The sequence below is a fragment of the Sphaerotilus hippei genome (assembly GCF_003201595.1).
Classification (GTDB): Bacteria; Pseudomonadota; Gammaproteobacteria; order Burkholderiales; family Burkholderiaceae_C; genus Sphaerotilus; species Sphaerotilus hippei.
On record NZ_QJJS01000006.1, the window covers coordinates 17528 to 35630 of the forward strand.

20 protein-coding genes are annotated in these 18103 nt (G+C 69.9%); 11 read left to right on the forward strand and 9 right to left on the reverse strand.

Translation table 11 applies throughout. The features are described 5' to 3' along the window. The first annotated feature begins 53 nt into the window (after positions 1–53). A complete protein-coding gene (radC, locus tag C7444_RS08025) occupies positions 54–722 on the forward strand; it encodes a RadC family protein (RefSeq protein ID WP_110400334.1) in 669 nt (222 codons plus the stop codon). Between the two features lie 33 nt (positions 723–755). After that, on the forward strand, positions 756–1460 hold the full coding sequence (locus C7444_RS08030; protein WP_110400335.1) for a Smr/MutS family protein: 705 nt from the start codon (positions 756–758) through the stop codon (positions 1458–1460). A gap of 33 nt (positions 1461–1493) precedes the next feature. Here the strand turns inward: C7444_RS08030 and C7444_RS08035 are convergent, their stop codons facing one another. The 3 genes from C7444_RS08035 to C7444_RS08045 all read right to left on the reverse strand — a co-directional run bounded on the left by C7444_RS08035 (position 1494) and on the right by C7444_RS08045 (position 3575). Further along, the gene (locus C7444_RS08035) at positions 1494–1850 is read right to left on the reverse strand and encodes a group II truncated hemoglobin (protein ID WP_245909471.1); all 357 of its coding nucleotides are present in this window, start codon (positions 1848–1850) and stop codon (positions 1494–1496) included. A gap of 139 nt (positions 1851–1989) precedes the next feature. Next, positions 1990–2802 (reverse strand): MinD/ParA family protein, encoded by an 813-nt coding sequence (locus tag C7444_RS08040; RefSeq protein ID WP_245909459.1) that lies wholly within the window; start codon positions 2800–2802, stop codon positions 1990–1992. 8 nt (positions 2803–2810) lie between these two features. Then, positions 2811–3575 (reverse strand): GGDEF domain-containing protein, encoded by a 765-nt coding sequence (locus C7444_RS08045; RefSeq protein ID WP_110400338.1) that lies wholly within the window; start codon positions 3573–3575, stop codon positions 2811–2813. Between the two features lie 253 nt (positions 3576–3828). Between C7444_RS08045 and C7444_RS08050 the strand changes: the two genes are divergently transcribed. The 3 genes from C7444_RS08050 to C7444_RS08060 are packed head-to-tail and all read left to right on the forward strand — an operon-like array spanning position 3829 to position 6513. Then, on the forward strand, positions 3829–4686 hold the full coding sequence (locus C7444_RS08050; protein ID WP_110400339.1) for a CheR family methyltransferase: 858 nt from the start codon (positions 3829–3831) through the stop codon (positions 4684–4686). Between the two features lie 40 nt (positions 4687–4726). Next, on the forward strand, positions 4727–5389 hold the full coding sequence (gene cheD, locus C7444_RS08055) for a chemoreceptor glutamine deamidase CheD (RefSeq protein WP_110400340.1): 663 nt from the start codon (positions 4727–4729) through the stop codon (positions 5387–5389). A gap of 20 nt (positions 5390–5409) precedes the next feature. After that, positions 5410–6513 (forward strand): protein-glutamate methylesterase/protein-glutamine glutaminase, encoded by a 1104-nt coding sequence (locus C7444_RS08060; protein ID WP_110400341.1) that lies wholly within the window; start codon positions 5410–5412, stop codon positions 6511–6513. 74 nt (positions 6514–6587) lie between these two features. On the opposite strand, the gene hemW is transcribed toward C7444_RS08060, so the two are convergent. The 5 genes from hemW to C7444_RS08085 form a co-directional block, all read right to left on the reverse strand. Further along, on the reverse strand, positions 6588–7844 hold the full coding sequence (hemW, locus tag C7444_RS08065; protein ID WP_375136918.1) for a radical SAM family heme chaperone HemW: 1257 nt from the start codon (positions 7842–7844) through the stop codon (positions 6588–6590). Continuing rightward, positions 7837–8469 carry an RdgB/HAM1 family non-canonical purine NTP pyrophosphatase gene (rdgB, locus tag C7444_RS08070; RefSeq protein ID WP_110400342.1) on the reverse strand — a complete coding sequence of 211 codons (633 nt, stop codon included), beginning with the start codon at positions 8467–8469 and terminating at the stop codon, positions 7837–7839. The genes hemW and rdgB overlap by 8 nt, the downstream gene beginning before the upstream one ends. Beyond that, complete coding sequence (rph, locus tag C7444_RS08075; protein WP_110400343.1) at positions 8466–9197, reverse strand: ribonuclease PH; 732 nt, start codon at positions 9195–9197, stop codon at positions 8466–8468. The genes rdgB and rph overlap by 4 nt, the downstream gene beginning before the upstream one ends. 82 nt (positions 9198–9279) lie before the next feature. Further along, on the reverse strand, positions 9280–10194 hold the full coding sequence (locus C7444_RS08080) for a PP2C family protein-serine/threonine phosphatase (RefSeq protein WP_110400344.1): 915 nt from the start codon (positions 10192–10194) through the stop codon (positions 9280–9282). Positions 10195–10228: 34 nt separating this feature from the next. After that, positions 10229–11197, reverse strand: a complete 969-nt coding sequence (locus tag C7444_RS08085; RefSeq protein ID WP_110400345.1) for a serine/threonine protein kinase — start codon at positions 11195–11197, stop codon at positions 10229–10231. 28 nt (positions 11198–11225) lie between these two features. Between C7444_RS08085 and C7444_RS08090 the strand changes: the two genes are divergently transcribed. The 4 genes from C7444_RS08090 (at position 11226) to C7444_RS08105 (ending at position 15526) form a co-directional block, all read left to right on the forward strand. After that, entirely contained in the window at positions 11226–12149 is a 924-nt protein-coding gene (locus C7444_RS08090; protein ID WP_110400346.1) for a YicC/YloC family endoribonuclease, read from the forward strand. Between the two features lie 46 nt (positions 12150–12195). After that, positions 12196–12816 carry a guanylate kinase gene (gene gmk / locus C7444_RS08095; RefSeq protein ID WP_110400347.1) on the forward strand — a complete coding sequence of 207 codons (621 nt, stop codon included), beginning with the start codon at positions 12196–12198 and terminating at the stop codon, positions 12814–12816. Positions 12817–12882: 66 nt separating this feature from the next. Continuing rightward, positions 12883–13086, forward strand: a complete 204-nt coding sequence (rpoZ, locus tag C7444_RS08100) for a DNA-directed RNA polymerase subunit omega (protein ID WP_110400348.1) — start codon at positions 12883–12885, stop codon at positions 13084–13086. 115 nt (positions 13087–13201) lie between these two features. Continuing rightward, positions 13202–15526, forward strand: a complete 2325-nt coding sequence (locus C7444_RS08105; RefSeq protein ID WP_110400349.1) for a RelA/SpoT family protein — start codon at positions 13202–13204, stop codon at positions 15524–15526. Here the strand turns inward: C7444_RS08105 and greB are convergent. Next, a complete protein-coding gene (gene greB, locus C7444_RS08110; protein ID WP_110400350.1) occupies positions 15516–16097 on the reverse strand; it encodes a transcription elongation factor GreB in 582 nt (193 codons plus the stop codon). The genes C7444_RS08105 and greB overlap by 11 nt on opposite strands. 257 nt (positions 16098–16354) lie before the next feature. Here greB and C7444_RS08115 point away from each other — a divergent pair, with 257 nt between their 5' ends. Further along, positions 16355–16996 (forward strand): excisionase family DNA-binding protein, encoded by a 642-nt coding sequence (locus tag C7444_RS08115; RefSeq protein WP_110400351.1) that lies wholly within the window; start codon positions 16355–16357, stop codon positions 16994–16996. Positions 16997–16998: 2 nt separating this feature from the next. Next, entirely contained in the window at positions 16999–18096 is a 1098-nt protein-coding gene (locus C7444_RS08120) for a sensor histidine kinase (RefSeq protein ID WP_110400352.1), read from the forward strand. Positions 18097–18103: the final 7 nt, after the last annotated feature.

An 18103-nucleotide genomic window follows, 5' to 3' on the forward strand; every position in this document is an offset into this window, starting at 1 on the left:
AGACTGGCCGTGATTTTAGGCGCCAGCTCGTGTGCCACCTCGGGGAGCCCGTCATGAAAGACCTGCCTGCGGCCTTGCGTCCGCGCGAGAAGCTGCTGTCCCACGGGCCCGCGGCGCTGGCCGATGCGGAACTGCTGGCCCTGCTGCTGCGCACCGGCGTGCGGGGCCTGGGGGTGCTGCAGATGGCCGAGCAGCTGCTGCAGCGCTTCGGCGGCGTCAGCGGGCTGCTGCGGGCCGAGGCGCCGGCGCTGGGCGCGGTCAAGGGCCTCGGGCCGGCCAAGCGGGCGGAGCTGCAGGCGGTGCTCGAGCTGGCGCGGCGGGCGCTGGCGGCCCAGCTGTCGCAGCGCCCGGTGTTCGACTCGCCCGCGGCCGTGCGCGACTACCTGAGCCTGCAGCTGGCCGAGCTGCCGCACGAGGTGTTCGCGGTGCTGTTCCTGGATGCGCAGCACCGGCTGCTGTCCTACGAGCCGCTGTTCCGCGGCACGCTGACGCAGACCAGCGTCTACCCGCGCGAGGTGCTCAAGCGGGCGCTGGCGCTCAATGCGGCCGCGGTGATCCTGGCGCACAACCACCCCTCGGGCGTTGCCGAGCCGTCCCGGGCGGATGAATACCTGACCCAGCAGCTGAAATCGGCCTTGGCCCTGATCGACGTGCGGGTGCTGGACCACCTCGTGGTCGGTCGCCAGGGCACGGTATCCTTCGCCGAACGTGGCCTGCTGTGAACCGGGCCGCGCCTTTTTTCGTCTGCCGCTGCCATGTCCGCCGATTCCGCTTCTTCGTCCCGCGTTCGTCCTGCTTCGCCGGTGCTGCGCCTGTCGGGCCTTTCCGAGCTGCGGCAGGTGCGCCGCGAACTGCAGGAGCGGGCCCGCCGGCACGAGGAGGAACTCGCCCGCCGTGCCGCCGAGGAGGCGGCCCGCCGCCGCGAGCACGAGCTGTTCGCCCGCCTGGTCGGTCCGGTCACGCCGCTGCGCGAGCACGACCGGGCGCAGATCGCCCGACCGCGCCCGGACCCGGTGCCCCGCCAGCGTGAGCTCGACGACCTCGAGGTGATGCGCTCGTCGCTGTCCGACGAGTTCGACGCCGCCTCGCTGATGGAGACCGACGACCAGATGTCCTACCGGCGCGAAGGGGTCGGGCAGGAGGTGCTGCGCAAGCTGCGCACCGGCACCTGGGCCGTGCAGGGCCACATCGACCTGCACGGCATGACCCGCGAGGTGGCCCGCGAGGCGCTGGTGCAGTTCCTGGGCCACGCGGGCAAGCGTGGCTGGCGCTGCGTGCGGGTGGTGCACGGCAAGGGCCTGGGCTCGCCCGGGCGGCAGCCGGTGCTCAAGGGCAAGGTGCGGGGCTGGCTGGTGCAGCGCCAGGAGGTACTGGCCTTCGCCCATGCGCTGGGCCACGACGGGGGCGCCGGTGCGCTGATCGTGCTGCTCGACTCGTCGACGCCGCGGCACGGCGGCTGAGCGCTCGCCCCTCGCCCCGGCCTGCGTGCCGCCTCAGCGGTTGCGCATCCAGTCGGCGGTGCTGAAGAAGCTCTCGGTCAGCCGGTCGAGCAGCGGGGGCTGCACCCCCTGGTCGATCATGGCCTGGTGCATGCAGGCCACCCACTGGTCGCGTTCGAGGATGCCGATCGAGAACGGCAGGTGCCGCGCCCGCAGGCGCGGGTGTCCGAAGCGTTCGATGTAGTGCTGCGGCCCGCCCAGCCAGCCGCACAGGAACCAGAACAGCTTGTCCCGTGCGCTGTCCAGCGTCGAGCCGTGGGCCGCGCGCAGCTCGCGCAGGCCCGGCTCCAGGTCCATCAGGTCGTAGAAGCGGTCGACCAGCGCGCGGATGCGGGCTTCACCGCCGAGCATCTCGAACGGGGTCGGGCCGGCCGCTTCGGGTTCGTCGGCGTCGGGGGAGGAGGCGGCAGGGGTCGGGTTCATCTCGGCAGGGCCAGCGCAGCAGGGAGGATGTCCACCACTGTAGCGCCGTCCGGCCGGTCCCCTGCGGTCAGCGGCGGAAACTGGACGAAGGCAGTCGGCCGGCGACGTTCTGGATCGCCAGGGCCGCGGCCGAGCCCGGATAGGTCAGGGTCAGCAGCTTGCGGCGCTGCACCGCGTCGCGCACCGACGGATCACTCGGGATCTCGCCCATGAATTGCAGCTTGACGTCGCCACCACCGGCCGGCTTGACGAAGCGGCGGATCACGCTGGTGAGCTGCTGTGCCACCGCCTGGCCCTCGCCGGTGCGCTGCGACTGGTTGACCACCAGCAGCAGGTCCGTGCGGTTCTGCTGCGTGGCCAGCACCTTGATCGTCGCGTAGGCATCGGCCAGCGAGGTGGGCTCGGACGTGGCCACGACCAGCACGTCATCGGCCAGCGACAGCGCGTAGAGCACGACGTCGGAGATGCCGGCGCCGGTGTCGAGCAGCACCCGGTCGTAGTGCGGCCGCACGGTGTCGAGCAGCTGGCGCAGTTGCTCCTGGACCTCGGGCGTGAGCCGGGAGTATTCGACCAGGCCCGAGCCGGCGAGCAGCACCTGGAAACCGCCGGGGGCGTCGAGCAGCGCGTCCTTCAGCGTGGAGCGGCCGGTGAACACGTCGTGCAGGGTGCTGCGTGGCTGCAGGTTCAGCACCACGTCGAGGTTGGCCAGGCCCAGATCGGTGTCGATGACCAGCACACGCTCGCCCCGGCGCGCCAGTGCGGCGGCCAGGTTGGCGCTGATCATGGTCTTGCCCACGCCACCCTTGCCGCTGGTGACGGCCATGATGCGTGCGCCCCCGCCTCCGGCAGGTCCTGCCGGTCGGGGGGAAGAAGAAGGCATCGGGGCGTTCATGAAGTGGAACTCGGTTCATCGGGCAGGAAGTCCGATGCGGGACTGAGCAGCAGGCCGCGCTCTTCGGCGCTGACCTGGGACTCGGGAGGGGTTTCCAGGCAGACGCGGTTGCGGCCCTGATGCTTGGCGAGGTAGAGCTGCCGGTCGGCGCGCTCCAGCCAGAGCGTGCAGCTCGAGCGCACCCACTGGGGCGCGTAGGAGCCGCCGATGCTGATGGTCACGCCCAGGCGCTGGTCGAGGCCGAGGTCGATCTCGAGGGCCTCGATGGCCCGCCGCACCCGCTCGGCCACCGCGTGGCCGTAGGCCGGCGGGCAGGCGGGCAGCACGGCGGCGAACTCCTCGCCACCGATGCGCGCCACGGTGTCCATCGGCCGCACGCCCACCTGCAGCGCCTGCGCCACGCGCCGGATGACCTCGTCCCCGGCCGCGTGGCCGTAGCGGTCGTTGACCCGCTTGAAGTGGTCGATGTCGAGCAGCAGCAGCATCGCCACGTCGCCCGAGCGGGCGGCGCGGTCGGCCTCGCGCTCGAGCGCGGCCTCGAACTGGCGGCGGTTCAGCAGGCCCGTCAGCGGATCGCGGCTGGACAGGGTGCACAGACCGTCGACCAGACTCTGCATCCAGACATGGGGGTCCGACGCCGCCTCGGGCGGCCAGGCGTGGCCGGCGCGCTCCAGCAGCTGCAGCGCGGTGTCGAGCAGCAGGCCGTTCGGCCGCACCGGCTCGGCATCCGGCGGGCGAGGATCGGGTGGAGAGCGGGACATGAGGCGTAGCGAAGCAGGGCCGGTGATGTGGAATGGCGGATGGAAATGAAATTGTTCAGATTCAGTCTAGTGGCTCGACGTGGTCCATGGCTGGAAATATGACCGGTCTTTGCCGGACATCTTTGGCGACGGCGCCGTGACGATATCTCTCACACTGAATCCGGTCGCAACCCGGTTGCCGTCCACTCTTCCCTGTGCGCAGGGGCGTGGATGGTTCCCGCCTGATTTCCTCCTCACGGACTCCACAGTGAGCATGCCCAACGTGACGCTTCCCACGCCCGCTGCCGATGCGCAGGCCCGCGAGTTCAGCTTCGATGCCCGGGATTTCTCCCGCGTGCGCCAGCTGATCTACCAGCGTGCGGGCATCAGCCTGCACGATCAGAAGCAGGCGATGGTCTACAGCCGCCTGTCGCGCCGTCTGCGCGACACGGGGCACCGCTCGTTCGGCGACTACCTCAACTGGCTCGAGTCCACCTCCGGCGAGCAGGGCGAGCGTGAATGGCAGGAGTTCATCAACTGCCTGACGACCAACCTGACCGCCTTCTTCCGTGAGGAGCACCATTTTCCGGTGCTGGCCGATCGGCTGTCCCGGCTCGGCCCGTCGCGCCCGATCCGCATCTGGTGCTGCGCGGCGTCGACCGGCGAGGAGCCCTATTCGCTGGCGATGTCGGCGGTCGAGACGCTGGGCGCCTCGGCGCCGGTGAAGATCCTGGCCACCGACATCGACACCAACGTGCTGCAGACCGCCCAGCGCGGGGTCTACGCGGCCGACGCCCGCGGGCTCGGCCCGGAGCGCCTGCGGCGCCACTTCCTGCGCGGCACCGGCAGCAACGCCGGTTTCATCCGTGTGCGCCCCGAGCTGGCCCGCATGATCGAGTACCGGCCGTTCAACCTCATGGGCGCCCAGTGGGCGCTCGGCGAGGCCTTCGACATCGTGTTCTGCCGCAACGTGATGATCTATTTCGATGCGCCGACCCAGCGCAAGGTGCTGGAGAACATCCACCGGGTGCTGCGTCCCGAGGGGCTGCTGTTCGTCGGGCACTCCGAGAACTTCACCGACTCCCGCGACCTGTTCGAGCTGCGCGGCAAGACCGTCTACCAGCGGGCCTGAGCGCCGCCTCCCCTTCACGACCGATTTCCAAGGATCCGCGATGCTCGCCCCATCCTCCCTTCAGACCTCACCGCCCCGGACGGCCCGTCTCGAGAAGCTGCGCAACTCGCCGCGCAAGCCCGGCGAGGCCTCGTTCTTCTTCTACGACGCCTTCTTCAAGTCCGATGCCGTCAAGGTGCTGCCCGGCGAGTACTTCGTCTACGACGAGGACGTGCTGATCATGACCACGCTGGGCTCGTGCATCGCCGCCTGCCTGTGGGACCGGGTGGCGCGCATCGGCGGGCTCAACCACTTCATGCTGCCCGACGCGGGCGCCGGCGCGATCGACGGGGGCCGCTACGGCTCGTTCGCGATGGAACTGCTGATCAACGAACTGCTCAAGCGCGGCGCGAACCGCACCACGCTGGAGGCCAAGGTGTTCGGCGGCGGGGCGGTCATCAGCGGCATGAACACGATCAACGTCGGCGAGCGCAACACCAAGTTCGTGATGGAGTACCTGGCGACCGAGCGCATCCCGGTGGTGAGCAAGGACGTGATGGACGTCTATCCGCGCAAGGTCTGCTTCTTCCCGCACAGTGGCAAGGCCATGGTCAAGCGCCTGGCGCCGACCAGCACCGAGATCGTCCAGGCCCTGGACCGTGAGGCGATCAATCGCACACGTGCCTCGACGGCCTCGTCCGGCGGCACGGTCGACCTGTTCTGAATCCGAGGAGAGCACCAGTCATGCCCAAGACCCGAGTCGTGGTGGTCGACGATTCCGCCCTCGTGCGCAGCCTGCTGTCGGAGATCATCAACCGCCAGCCCGACATGGAGTGTGTCGGCGCCGCGGCCGATCCGCTGGTGGCCCGCGAGATGATCCGCAACCTCAACCCGGACGTGATCACGCTGGACGTCGAGATGCCGCGCATGGACGGCATCGACTTCCTCGCCAAGCTGATGCGGCTGCGGCCGATGCCGGTGGTGATGGTGTCGACGCTGACCGAGCGGGGCGCCGACGTGACGATGCGCGCGCTCGAGCTGGGGGCGGTCGACTTCGTCGCCAAGCCCAAGATCGGCATCTCCGACGGCATGCGCACGCTGTCCGACGAGATCACCGACAAGATCCGCGTGGCTTCGCGCGCGCGCATCTCCCGGCTGGCGCCGGGTCCGTCGCACGGACCGTCGGCCACCAGCCATGCCGAACCCCATCACCGCCCGCCGGCCCATTCGCCGTCGCTGGGCCGGGTGTCGACCGAGAAGCTGATCTTCATCGGCGCGTCCACCGGCGGCACCGAAGCCACCCGCGAGGTGCTGATGGCGCTGCCGCCGGACTCGCCCGGCATCCTGATCACCCAGCACATGCCGGCCGGTTTCACGCGCAGCTACTCGGCCCGGCTGAATTCGCTGTGCCGCATCGCGGTCAAGGAGGCGTCCGACGGCGAACGTGTGCTGCCCGGCCATGCCTACATCGCCCCGGGCGGGCTGCACCTGTCGGTCGAGCGCTCCGGCGCCAACTACATCGCCCGCGTCACCGACGGTGATCCGGTCAACCGCCACAAGCCCAGCGTCGAGGTGCTGTTCCAGTCGGCCGCCCGGGTGGCCGGCCGCAACGCGGTGGGCATCATGCTCACCGGCATGGGCGCCGACGGCGCGCGGGCGATGAAGGAGATGCGTGATGCCGGCGCCTACAACGTCGCGCAGGACGAGGCCAGCTGCGTGGTCTTCGGCATGCCGCGCGAGGCGATCAACGCCGGTGCCTGCCATGAGGTGCTGCCGCTCAAGCGCATCGCCGACCACCTGATGGAACACCTGCGCAGCACCGCCGGGATGTCCACCAACCGGGTCTGAGCCGGCGCGGGCGCCCGCCTGATCGCAAAGGGGCTGCCGCGGCAGCCCTTTTTTCATCGGCGTCGCCCGCGGGTTCAGTCGGCCAGGAAGAGGCCCTGCAGGTCGTTGAGGAAGTCGAAACCCCGCGCGGTCGGCAGCACCGAGCCCGTGTCCCGCGTGAGCAGCCCCTTGGCCTGCGCCTCGGCCAGGCCGGCCTCGATGGCCGACATCGGCAGTCCCGTGCGCTCGCGGAAGAGCTGCAGCGGCACGCCTTCGCGCAGCCGCAGCGCGTTGAGCATGAACTCGAAGGGCAGGGCCTTGCGGCCGATCTCGTCCTCGTTGGACACCGCCGTGCCCTGGAAGGCGCGTTCCATGTAGGTCGACGGTTCGCGCCAGCGCACCTGGCGGATCACCCGGTGGGCGAAGCTCAGCTTGCTGTGCGCGCCCGCGCCGATGCCCAGGTAGTCGCCGAACTGCCAGTAGTTCAGGTTGTGGGTGCAGCGGTGGCCGGGCCGGGCATAGGCCGAGACCTCGTAGCGGTCCATGCCGGCCGCGCCGGTCAGGGCCACCACCTGGTCGAGCATGTCGCTGGCGCTGTCGTCGTCGGGCACCTCGGGCGGGTCGAGCGCAAAACGGGTGTTGGGCTCGATGGTCAGGTGGTAGAGCGACAGGTGCGGCGGCTGCAGCGCGAGCGCGGTGCGCAGGTCCTCGGCGGCCTCGGCCAGGCTCTGGCCGGGCAGGGCGTACATCAGGTCGAGGTTGAAGGTCTCGAACGCGTCGGCGGCCTCCTCGGCGGCGGCCAGCGCCTGGCCGCGGTCGTGCACCCGCCCCAGCGCGGCGAGGTGGCGGTCGTCGAAGCTCTGCACGCCCACCGACAGCCGGGTCACGCCGGCGGCCCGGAAGGCGCGGAAACGGTCGCGCTCGAAGGTGCCGGGATTGGCCTCCAGCGTGATCTCGCAGCCGGGCTGCAGCGGCATCAGCGTGCGGATGTCGCTGAGCAGGCGCTCGATGCCGTCCGGCGAGAACAGGCTGGGCGTGCCGCCACCGATGAAGATGCTGTGCACCGGCCGGCCCCAGACCCAGGGCAGCGCGGCCTCGAGGTCGTGGCGCAGCGCGTCGAGGTATCGGGCCTCGGGCAGCGCGCCCCCGCCCGCGACCTCGTGCGAATTGAAGTCGCAGTAGGGGCACTTGCGCAGGCACCACGGCAGGTGCACGTACAGCGACAGCGGGGGCGGTGCGCCCAGCTGCAGCGTGCCGGGGCGCAGGTGGCGCTGCAGCAGCTCGGCGGTGCCGGGGGCCGGGCGGTTCGGGTCGGCCGCACCGGCGGCGACCAGGCGGGGCAGTTCAGCCAAGGTGCCAGACCTCCCGCATCAGCTGCAGCAGCTGGGCCGCGGCCAGCGCGCGGTGGCTCTGGCGGTTCTTCTGCTCGGCCGACAGCTCGGCCACCGAGCAGCCCGACGCGGGCAGCCGCAGCAGCGGGTCGTAGCCGAAGCCGCCGGTGCCGCTGCGCTCGGTGCCGATCTCGCCCTGCCAGCGGCCGAAGGCCATCAGCGGCTCCGGATCGTCGGCCGAACGCACGGCCACCAGCGCGCACATGAAATGCGCCCGGCGGTCCGAGACGCCGTCCAGTGCGGCCAGCAGCTGGCGGTTGTTGGCCTCGTCCTGGCGTTCGCGGCGGGCCTCGCGTGCCAGGCTGGCGTCGAGCTCGAGCTCGGCGTAGCGGGCCGAATGCACGCCGGGTGCGCCCCGCAGCGCGCCCACGCACAGCCCTGAATCGTCGGCGATCGCCGGCAGGCCGCTGGCCGCCGCGGCATGTCGCGCCTTGGCCAGCGCGTTCTCGGCGAAGGTGATGTGCGGCTCCTCGGCCTCGGCGATGCCCAGGCTGCCCTGGGCCACCAGCTCGATGGCCAGTGGCTGCAGCAGCGCCTCGAGCTCGCGCAGCTTCTTGGCGTTGTTGGAGGCCAGCACCAGCTTCATGCCGAGACCCCCAGCACCTCGCGCTGGGCGGCGACCAGGTCGCGGATGCCCTGTTCGGCCAGCGCCAGCAGCCGGTCCATCTCGGCGCGGCTGAACGCGGCGCCTTCGGCCGTGCCCTGCACCTCGACAAAACCGCCCGAGCCGGTCATGACGACGTTCATGTCGGTGTCGCAGGCCGAGTCCTCGCTGTAGTCCAGGTCCAGGCGCGGCTGGCCGTCGACGATGCCCACCGACACGGCGGCGACGAAGTCGCGGATCGGCGAAGCGCTGATCCTGCCCTGCGCCAGCATCCAGCTCACCGCGTCGTGCGCGGCGACGAAGGCGCCGGTGATCGCCGCGGTGCGGGTGCCGCCATCGGCCTGCAGCACGTCGCAGTCCAGCGAGATGGTGTGCTCGCCCAGGGCGGCGAGGTCGAACACGCAGCGCATCGAGCGGCCGATCAGGCGCTGGATCTCCTGGGTGCGGCCGGTCTGCTTGCCCTTGGCCGCCTCGCGCGACGAGCGGGTGTGGGTGGCACGCGGCAGCATGCCGTACTCGGCCGTCACCCAGCCTTCGCCGGAGCCCTTCTTGTGCGGCGGCACCCGGTCCTCGACGGAGGCGGTGCACAGCACCTTGGTGTGGCCGAACTCGACCAGCACCGAACCTTCGGCGTGGCGGGTGTACTGGCGGGTCAGGCGCACGGGGCGCAGGGCATGGGCGGCGCGGTTGCCGGGGCGGGCAGTGGACATGGTGTCTTTCCTGGGCAGGGTGGATGGCCTGCAGCGGCGGTGGCGCGGATGCGCGCAGCCGCTGCGGCCGTGCCGTCCGGCGTCAGCTGCGCTTCTGCGCGCTGCGCCGGATGGCTTCGTTGATCTCGCGGATCGAGCGTTCGATCTCGGCGTCGTCGAGCAGGTCCTCGGCATTGCCCACGCCGCTGCCGGCCTGGATCGTCGAGGCGAAGCTGTCGGCCGCCAGCGTGTCGGTCTCGACGCCGGCGGGGCTGTCCTCGTCCTCGGCGGACTCCCACTCGACGCTGATCACGGTGACATTGTCGCTGCGCTCGCCAGCGATGCGCAGCGCCTGCTCGACCAGGTCGGGGGTGGACTCGGAAATCGAGGCATTGGCGAGCACGGCGGTGATCGTCTCGTCGTCGATGCTGCCCCACAGGCCGTCGGAGCACAGCATGAAGCGGTCGCCCGGCTGCAGCAGCAGCGGCCCGACCGTGTCGACCACCGGCTTGCCCGGGCTGCCCAGGCAGGTGAACAGCACGTTGCGGTTGACCCGCTCCAGCAGCGCCGACTGTCCGCCCAGCGCGTCCTGCAGCTCGCTGTAGGAGTGGTCGCGGGTGCGGGCCATCAGCTTGCCGTTGCGCACCAGGTAGAGGCGAGAGTCGCCGCAGTGGGCCCAGTAGGCCTCGCGGCCCTGCAGCACGCAGGCGACGATGGTCGTGCGGGGCGTGTCGAGCAGCGCCCGCTCGGTGGCGTAGCGGATGAGCTGGTGGTGGCCGGCGAGGATGGCCTCGTTCAGGAAGCGGCGCGGATCCTTCAGCTGCGGCCGGGCGTCCCGCTGGAACATGCTGGCGAGGATCTGCAGCGACAGCTGCGAGGCGACCTCGCCTTCCGGATGTCCGCCCATGCCGTCGGCCAGCGCGAACAGCCCCGAGGACCGGGTGTAGCAATAGCCCATCCGGTCCTCGTTCTTCTCCCGCCCGCCTCGGCGGCTGATCTGGTAGACCGAAAAACGCATGCGCGACTGCCTGGCTGGTCGGATCGGGTCAGGCTCAGGCCTTGGCGCCGGTCTTGAGGTTTTCAAGCTGGAGCTTGAGGCGTTCGCTGAAGCTCAGCTTGGTGTAGCGGCGCTCGGTCTCGCGCGCCAGTTCCTTCTGCAGCGCGAAGACGCTCTGCGGCCGGGCGAGCGGGTCGATCGACATGCACCATTCGGTGACCTCGATCAGGTTGTCGGAGTAGACATTGCGCAGCCGCGACAGCGACAGGTTCAGCCGGTCCTTCTCGATGCGCTGCGGCGCGTCGTTGGGCGGATACCCCTGCATGCAGGCGTAGATGCAGGCGCCGATGGCGTAGATGTCGGTCCACGGGCCCAGCGTGCCGTCGCGGCGGTACATCTCGGGCGCGGCGAAGCCCGGCGTGTACATCGGCCGGATGAAGTTGCCTTCCTTGGACAGCACTTCACGCGCGGCGCCGAAGTCCAGCATCACCGCCTTGTTGTCGTTGGTGATGAAGACGTTGGCCGGCTTGATGTCCAGGTGCAGCATCTTGTGCTGGTGCACGATGCGCAGGCCGCGCAGGATCTCGTCGAACAGGCTGCGGATGGTCGACTCGCGGAAGACCTTGTCGCGCTTCAGGTCGCGCGCGGTGACGATGAAGTCCTGCAGGGTGTCGCCCTGCAGATAGTTCATCACCATGTAGACGGTCTCGTTCTCGCGGAAGAAGTTCAGCACCGAGACCACGCTCGGGTGCGAGATCTGCGCCAGCGAGCGGCCTTCCTCGAAGAAGCTCTTCAGCCCCAGCCGGTAGAGCGGCTGCTTCTCGGGCTTGACCCTCGGCACCAGTTCGCCGACCGGCCGTTCGGCCAGGGAGGATGGCAGGTATTCCTTCAGCGCCACCAGGCGTCGCTCGGCATCTTCAGCCAGGTAGACGACGCCAAAACCACCGGCGGCCAGCTTGCGAATGATCTGGTAGCCGCCGACCACGGTGCCGGGTGGCAACGGGGCTGGTTTGGGCTTTGACATAATCGTGTTTTGTTTGGCGAGAGTCGCAATGGCAGTTTACAGCATGACTGGCTACGCCAGCGCCACGGTCAGTGGTGCGGATGGCCGGGGCGAGAATGGGGCCGCGGCCGGCCCGCGCAGCGCGGCGGTCAGCGTCGAGCTGCGGTCGGTGAACAGCCGGTTTCTCGACGTGGTCCTGCGCCTGCCCGACGAGTTCCGCTCGCTCGAGCCCGCGCTGCGCGAGCTGATGACCGCCGGCCTGCGCCGCGGCAAGGTGGAGCTGCGGCTCAACGTCGAGCGGGCCGGCGAGGCGGCCCAGGCCCAGCCCCAGCCCGAGCAGCTCAACGCCATCGCCCGGCTCGAGGGTTCGGTGCACAACTGGCTGCCGCAGGCCCCGCGCCTGTCGGTGTTCGAGGTGCTGCAGTGGTGCCGCAACACCGCGCCGGCGCTGCAGCTCGACGAGGAGGCGCTGCAGGCCGCCCGCGAGTGCCTGGAGCGCCTGCGCGAGGCCCGGGCCCGCGAGGGTGCGCGCCTGGTGCAGATCCTGATGGAGCGTGTCAGCGGGCTGCGCGAGCTGGCCGCCCAGGCCGCGCCGCTGCTGCCCGAGGTGGTGGCGCGCCAGCAGCAGCGTTTCCTGGAGCGCTGGAACGAGGCGCTCCAGAGCGCCGGTGCGGGCCAGGCGGTGCCGGCCCAGACGCTGGCCGAGCGGGCCCTGTCCGAGGCGGCGGCCTTCGCGGTGCGCATCGACGTGGCCGAGGAGCTCGGCCGCCTGGGCGCGCACCTCGACGAGATCACCCGCCTGCTGACCCGCGGTGGCGAGGTGGGCAAGCGGCTGGACTTCCTGATCCAGGAGCTGCACCGCGAGGCCAACACGCTGGGCTCCAAGTCGGCCGCGCTCGAGCTGACCCGCATCTCGGTCGACATGAAGGTGCTGATCGAGCAGCTGCGCGAGCAGGTCCAGAACATCGAGTGAACGAGCCGGAAGCACGATGAGCACGTCCCCCCTTCTTTCCGAAGCCATGGATTACCCTGGCAACCTCTACGTGATCGCGGCGCCCTCGGGCGCCGGCAAGTCCAGCCTGGTCAAGGCCCTGCTGGAGCTCGATGCCCGCCTGATGGTGTCGATCTCCCACACCACGCGACCCCCGCGCGGCCAGGAGCAGAACGGCCGCGAGTACTGGTTCATCTCTCCCGCGGAGTTCCAGGCCATGGTCGATCGAGGCGATTTCTTCGAGTGGGCCGAGGTGCACGGCAACCGCTACGGCACCTCGCGCGGGGCCATCGAGAAGCGCCTGAAGGCCGGCGAGGACGTCGTGCTCGAGATCGATTACCAGGGCGCGCTGCAGATCAAGCAGCTGTTCCGGCTGGCGGTGCTGATCTTCATCCTGCCGCCTTCGTGGGAGGAGCTGCGCCAGCGGCTGTGCCGCCGCGGCGAGGATGCGCCCGAGGTCATCGAGCAGCGCATGGTCAACGCGCGCCACGAGGTCGACCAGGCCCGGCACTTCGACTACATCGTCGTCAATGCCCTGTTCGAGACCGCCTTGTTCGACCTGAAGACCATCGTGCACGCGCAGCGGTTAAAATACGCTTCCCAGCGTCGCAGCCGTCCGGCTGTGTTTGACGCCCTCCAACTCTCCTGAGAGCGCCGGCATGGCGTGTCACCCGGTCGGGTGATGCGCCGTTCCTGTGCGGAAAGATGTCCTGACATGGCCCGCATCACCGTCGAAGACTGCCTGAACAAGATCCCGAACCGCTTCCAGCTGGTGCTGGCGGCCACCTACCGGGCACGCATGCTGAGCCAGGGCCACGCCCCGAAGATCGAGACCAAGAACAAGCCGGGCGTGACCGCGCTGCGCGAGATCGCCGCCGGCCAGGTCGGCATCGAGATGCTGCGCAAGGTTCCGACCTGATCCTGGACGGATCGCCCGCCTCGGGGCCGAGAATCCGGCAACGAGGCAGGCGTACATCGCCGCGAGCAGCTAGAGTGACGTCATGGTGTCACGTACAGCAGATGTTCTCCGTCGCATGTTCTTCCCGCCCTGGGCCAGCCGCAGCGGCGCCCGCCCGGATCCGGCCAAGCCGGAAGGAGAGGCCGGCGCTGCGGTCGCGCCCAAGCCGGCGCCTCCGGCCCGCGACCCGGTTCCCGGTGCTCATGGTGCCAGTGCCGCCTCCTTCGCCGCACTGACCGGCAAGCTCGACTACCTCGACGAAGCAGACGTGCGCCGGGTGCGCGACGCCTACCGCTTCGCCGACGAGGCCCACCTCGGCCAGTTCCGCGCCAGCGGCGAGCCCTACATCACCCACCCCATCGCGGTGGCCGGCCTCTGTGCCGACTGGAAGCTCGACGCCCAGGCCATCATGGCCGCGCTGATGCACGACGCGATGGAAGACTGCGGCGTGACCAAGCAGGAGCTGATCGAGCGTTTCGGCTCGCCGACGGCCGAACTGGTCGACGGCCTGACCAAGCTCGACAAGCTGCAGTTCCTGACCCGCGAGGAGTCCCAGGCCGAATCGTTCCGCAAGATGCTGCTGGCGATGGCGCGCGACGTGCGGGTCATCTTGATCAAGCTGGCCGACCGCATGCACAACATGCGCACGATGACGGCCATGGCCGCCAGCAAGCGCGGCCGCATCGCCCGCGAGACGCTCGAGATCTACGCCCCGATCGCCCACCGGCTGGGCCTGAACCAGACCTACCGCGAGCTGCAGGAGCTGTCCTTCCAGTTCCTGCGCCCCTGGCGCTACAGCGCGCTGTCCAAGGCCGTGCGCAGCGCGCGGGGCCACCGCCGCGACGTGGTCGAGCGGGTGCGCGTCGAGGTCGAGAAGGCCTTCGAGGAGGCCGGGCTGCCGGCCCAGGTCTACGGTCGCGAGAAGACCGTGCACTCGATCTACAACAAGATGCGCGACAAGCATCTGAGCTTTGCCCAGGTCAGCGACATCTTCGGTTTCCGGCTCGTGGTCAACACGCTGCCCGACTGCTACCTCGCGCTGGGCGTGCTGCACCAGCTGTTCAAGCCGGTGCCGGGGCGTTTCAAGGATTACATCGCGATCCCGAAGGCCAACGGCTACCAGTCGCTGCACACCATGGTCGTCAGCCCGGTCGGCACGGCGGTGGAGTTCCAGATCCGCACCGAGGCCATGCATGCGGTGGCCGAGGCGGGCATCGCCGCGCACTGGATGTACAAGACCCGCCAGGACCACGAGGGCGCCGACAACCAGCACATCGGCACGATGTGGCTGCAGTCGCTGGTCGACATCCAGAGCGAGACCCGCGATTCCGCCGAATTCCTCGAGCACGTCAAGATCGACCTGTTCCCCGAGTCGATCTACGTCTTCACGCCCAAGAGCAAGATCCTGGCGCTGCCGCGCGGGGCCACGCCGGTCGACTTCGCCTACGCGATCCACTCCCGCGTCGGTGACCACTGCGTGGCCGCGCGCGTCAACGGCGAGCCGGTGGCGCTGCGCACCGAGCTGCGCTCGGGCGACGTGATCGAGATCGTGACCGCTCCGGCGGCCCGCCCGAATCCGGCCTGGCTGAATTTCGTTCGCACCGGCCGGGCCCGCTCGAAGATCCGCCACTACCTCAAGAACATGGAGGCCGAGGAGTCCTACGAACTCGGCCAGAAGCTGCTGGCCCAGGCGCTGCGCGCCGAAGGCCTGCAGCTGCCCACGGCCGAGGACGACGACATCGACGCCAACAGCGTGCTGTGGCATGCGCTGGTGCGCTGGAGCGGCAACCGCAACCGCCGCGAGCTGATGGTCGACATCGGCCTGGGTCGCAAGATCGCCTCGATCGTCGCCAAGCGGCTGGCCAAGCTGATGGTCGACCAGGGCCAGCGCCCCGACGCGCTGACGCTGACCATGGGCCGCTACGCCACCGACAGCAACGCGCCGGCCCAGGGCACGGTGGTCATCGACGGCACCGAGAACGCCACGGTGCAGCTGGGCACCTGCTGCCGGCCGATCCCGGGCGATGACATCGTCGGCTACCTCGGCCGCGGCGAGGGCCTGACCGTGCACCGCGCCGAATGCACGGTCGGCAAGCGCCTGTTCGAGCGCGACAGCGAACGCTGGCTGACGGTGGAGTGGTCGGACCACCCGGCCCGGGCCTTCCAGACCTCGGTGGCCGTGCTGGTGCGCAACGGCAAGGGCGTGCTGGCCGAGGTGGCCCAGGCCGTCAGCGTCGCCGAGGCCGACATCACCCACATCGACATGGACACCTCCCGCAGCGGCGAGACCAGCGAGCTCAAGCTGCTGCTGGCCGTGCGTGACCGCCAGCACCTGGCCGACGTGCTGCGCGTGCTGCGCCACCGGCCCTCGGTCGACAAGGTCTCGCGCGTCAAGTCCTGAGCGGCACCCCGCCGTCCGGCGTGGGGTAGCGCACCTCGAGCACTTCCAGGTGCTCGAGGCCGCCCGGCGTCATCAGCTGCACCTCGTCACCCTCGCGTGACTTCAGCAGCGCGCGGGCGATCGGCGAGACCCAGCTGACCTCGCCCTGCAGCGCATCGGCCTCGTCGATGCCCTTGATCGTGATCGTGCGTTCCTCGCCGTGCCGGTTCAGGTAGGTGACGGTGGCGCCGAAGAACACCTGGTCGCTGCCATGGTGGCTCGACGGGTCCGCGACCTCCGCGATGTCGAGCCGCCGCGTGAGGAAGCGGATGCGCCGGTCGATCTCGCGCAGCCGCTTCTTGCCGTAGAGGTAGTCGCCGTTCTCCGACCGGTCGCCGTTCTTGGCGGCCCACGACACCACCTCCACCACCCGCGGACGCTCGACGTCCAGCAGGTTCATCAGCTCCGCGCGCAAGGCGCGGTGGCCGGCCGGGGTCATGTAGTTGCGCAGGCCGGCGGGCAGGGCCGGCAGGGCACCGGCCTCCTCGTCGTCGTCGCCGGCATCGGGTTCGCGGGTGAAGGCCTTGCTCATCGTTTCTGTTCCGGGGGCATGGATTTCATTTTGCCGCGGGTGCGGGCGGCTGCCGCAAATGCTGCATTCGAGGGGGAGGGTGACGTTTTTTCTCTTTTTGGCGAGAATTCGGTCACACTTTGTCACATCCGGTCCTACAGGCAGGGGGGCGACTGCCGAAAAACCTCCCAAGTCGCCTTTTTTTGAATTCAACGTACCCGGAGACCGCGACCGTGAACCACCCCAGTTCGCCCGCCACTTTTTTGAGGGCCCCTGTCATGTCCCGTCCCCATTTTGCTCAAGATCCTCTCGATCCCCTGCTGACCACACGTGAAGCGGCCATGCGACTGGGTGTTTCGCTGCGCACCGTGCAACTCTGGGTCGAGGCCGGCACGCTGCCGGCCGGACGCACCCCCGGTGGTCACCGGCGCATCCGCCTGTCCGCGGTCGAGGCGCTGGCCCAGCGCAGCGGCCTGCGTGCCGCGGCCCAGAGCCAGCAGCCGGCACCGCCCTCGTCGTCCGGCGTGGACGTGCTGCTGATCGCCGCCACCGTCGACCAACTGCAGCTGTGGAACGATGCGCTGCAGCCGCTGACCGCCTCGGTGACGCTGCGCGGCGCCAACAACGGCTACACCGGGCTGCTGCAGCTCGGCAACCGGGTGCCCGACCTGCTGGTCACCGACCTGGCCATGCCCGACATCGACGGCTACGCGATGCTGTCGACGCTGTCGAGCATCCCGGAGTACGGTGCGATGCACACCCTGGCCATCACGCCGCTGACGCCCCAGGCGATCGCCGAGCGCGGCGGGCTGCCCGACCGGGTCCGCGTGCTGCACCACCCGGCGCCGGCGCAGGCGGTGCGCACCTGGATCGAGGGCGAGCTGGCCCGCCTGGGCCGGAGCCAGAGCGTGGGGGCCTGACCATGAACGACGCCTTCAGGATGCTGTTCGACCAGGTCAGGAGTGGCGTCGTCTGGGTGGGGCGCAACGGCCAGGTGCGTTATGCCAACAAGGCGGCCGTTCAACTCACCCCCTGCATGCTGGGCCGCCCGTTCATGGACCCGGTGGTGGACCGCCACATCAAGTCCGCCGTCGACGGCCTGGCGCCGCTGCCGTTCCAGTTCGAGCTGCGCACCCAGGAGGTCCGCCCCGACACGGTGAAGGCGGTGATCATTCCGGCCCCGGTCGGCAACGACCTGATGCTGGTGCTCAACAACGTCTCGGAGGAGCGCTGGTTCACCCAGGCCCTCGAGAACCTCATCCACTACATCGACGCCGAGATGTCCCGGCCGATCGAGCGGCTGGTGGCCGATCTGGCGGCCTTGCCGGGCGGCCTGGCCCTGCTGGAGCAGGGCCGTGGCCAGGATGCCGGCATGGCCGCCGATGCGGCGGCGCTGTCGGACCGGCTCGGGCGCCTGCGCGACCTGGTCAAGGTCTTCGGCAGCGGGGCCATCCAGTGCGACGACCGGCTGGTGATGTCGCAGGTGCTGCGCTCGGCGCTGGACCTGGTGGCGACCTCGCTCGACGAGCGCAACGTGACCGTCACCCTGACCGGGGTGCAGGAGGACCTGGCCGTCTACGGCAGCCCGACCTGGCTGCCTCGTGCGCTGGTCGAGTACCTCGACCAGGCGATCCGTTCGTCGGCCCGGGGCTCGGTGATCGAACTCTCGCTCAGCGGGGCCGGCACCCGCATCGTGCTGCGGTCGCGCAGCCGCGGGCTGTTCGTGTCGAACCAGGACCGCCGCAACGCCTACGTGCCTTTTGGCGTGGGCAGCGGTGCCGATCAGGCCCATCCGCGCATCGGCCTGGCGCTGGCGCGGTACGTGGTCGAGCAGCACGGCGGCTCGGTGCGCATCGACGATGAATACGACACGGTCGACTTCGTGCTGGAGCTGCCGGCGGGTGCACCTGCCGACCAGGGCGCCACGCAGCTGTCGATGGAGCAGGCCCAGCGTTATGCCCGCGACATGGCCCAGCTGATGGCGCGCAGCACGCAGCGCCGCGCGCCCAAGCCTGCCTGAGCAGGCC

Bases quoted from the DNA above. Each gene is read 5' to 3' on its own strand.
- cheD (WP_110400340.1), top strand. From the start codon at position 4,727: ATGCTCGCCCCATCCTCCCTTCAGACCTCACCGCCCCGGACGGCCCGT.
- radC (WP_110400334.1), top strand. From the start codon at position 54: ATGAAAGACCTGCCTGCGGCCTTGCGTCCGCGCGAGAAGCTGCTGTCC.
- C7444_RS08030 (WP_110400335.1), top strand. From the start codon at position 756: ATGTCCGCCGATTCCGCTTCTTCGTCCCGCGTTCGTCCTGCTTCGCCG.
- C7444_RS08120 (WP_110400352.1), top strand. From the start codon at position 16,999: ATGAACGACGCCTTCAGGATGCTGTTCGACCAGGTCAGGAGTGGCGTC.
- C7444_RS08090 (WP_110400346.1), top strand. From the start codon at position 11,226: ATGGCAGTTTACAGCATGACTGGCTACGCCAGCGCCACGGTCAGTGGT.
- C7444_RS08060 (WP_110400341.1), top strand. From the start codon at position 5,410: ATGCCCAAGACCCGAGTCGTGGTGGTCGACGATTCCGCCCTCGTGCGC.
- C7444_RS08080 (WP_110400344.1), bottom strand. From the start codon at position 10,194: ATGCGTTTTTCGGTCTACCAGATCAGCCGCCGAGGCGGGCGGGAGAAG.
- rpoZ (WP_110400348.1), top strand. From the start codon at position 12,883: ATGGCCCGCATCACCGTCGAAGACTGCCTGAACAAGATCCCGAACCGC.
- gmk (WP_110400347.1), top strand. From the start codon at position 12,196: ATGGATTACCCTGGCAACCTCTACGTGATCGCGGCGCCCTCGGGCGCC.
- C7444_RS08045 (WP_110400338.1), bottom strand. From the start codon at position 3,575: ATGTCCCGCTCTCCACCCGATCCTCGCCCGCCGGATGCCGAGCCGGTG.
- C7444_RS08050 (WP_110400339.1), top strand. From the start codon at position 3,829: ATGCCCAACGTGACGCTTCCCACGCCCGCTGCCGATGCGCAGGCCCGC.
- rph (WP_110400343.1), bottom strand. From the start codon at position 9,197: ATGTCCACTGCCCGCCCCGGCAACCGCGCCGCCCATGCCCTGCGCCCC.
- C7444_RS08115 (WP_110400351.1), top strand. From the start codon at position 16,355: ATGTCCCGTCCCCATTTTGCTCAAGATCCTCTCGATCCCCTGCTGACC.
- C7444_RS08085 (WP_110400345.1), bottom strand. From the start codon at position 11,197: ATGTCAAAGCCCAAACCAGCCCCGTTGCCACCCGGCACCGTGGTCGGC.
- C7444_RS08040 (WP_245909459.1), bottom strand. From the start codon at position 2,802: ATGCCTTCTTCTTCCCCCCGACCGGCAGGACCTGCCGGAGGCGGGGGC.
- rdgB (WP_110400342.1), bottom strand. From the start codon at position 8,469: ATGAAGCTGGTGCTGGCCTCCAACAACGCCAAGAAGCTGCGCGAGCTC.
- C7444_RS08035 (WP_245909471.1), bottom strand. From the start codon at position 1,850: ATGCTCGGCGGTGAAGCCCGCATCCGCGCGCTGGTCGACCGCTTCTAC.
- C7444_RS08105 (WP_110400349.1), top strand. From the start codon at position 13,202: ATGTTCTTCCCGCCCTGGGCCAGCCGCAGCGGCGCCCGCCCGGATCCG.
- greB (WP_110400350.1), bottom strand. From the start codon at position 16,097: ATGAGCAAGGCCTTCACCCGCGAACCCGATGCCGGCGACGACGACGAG.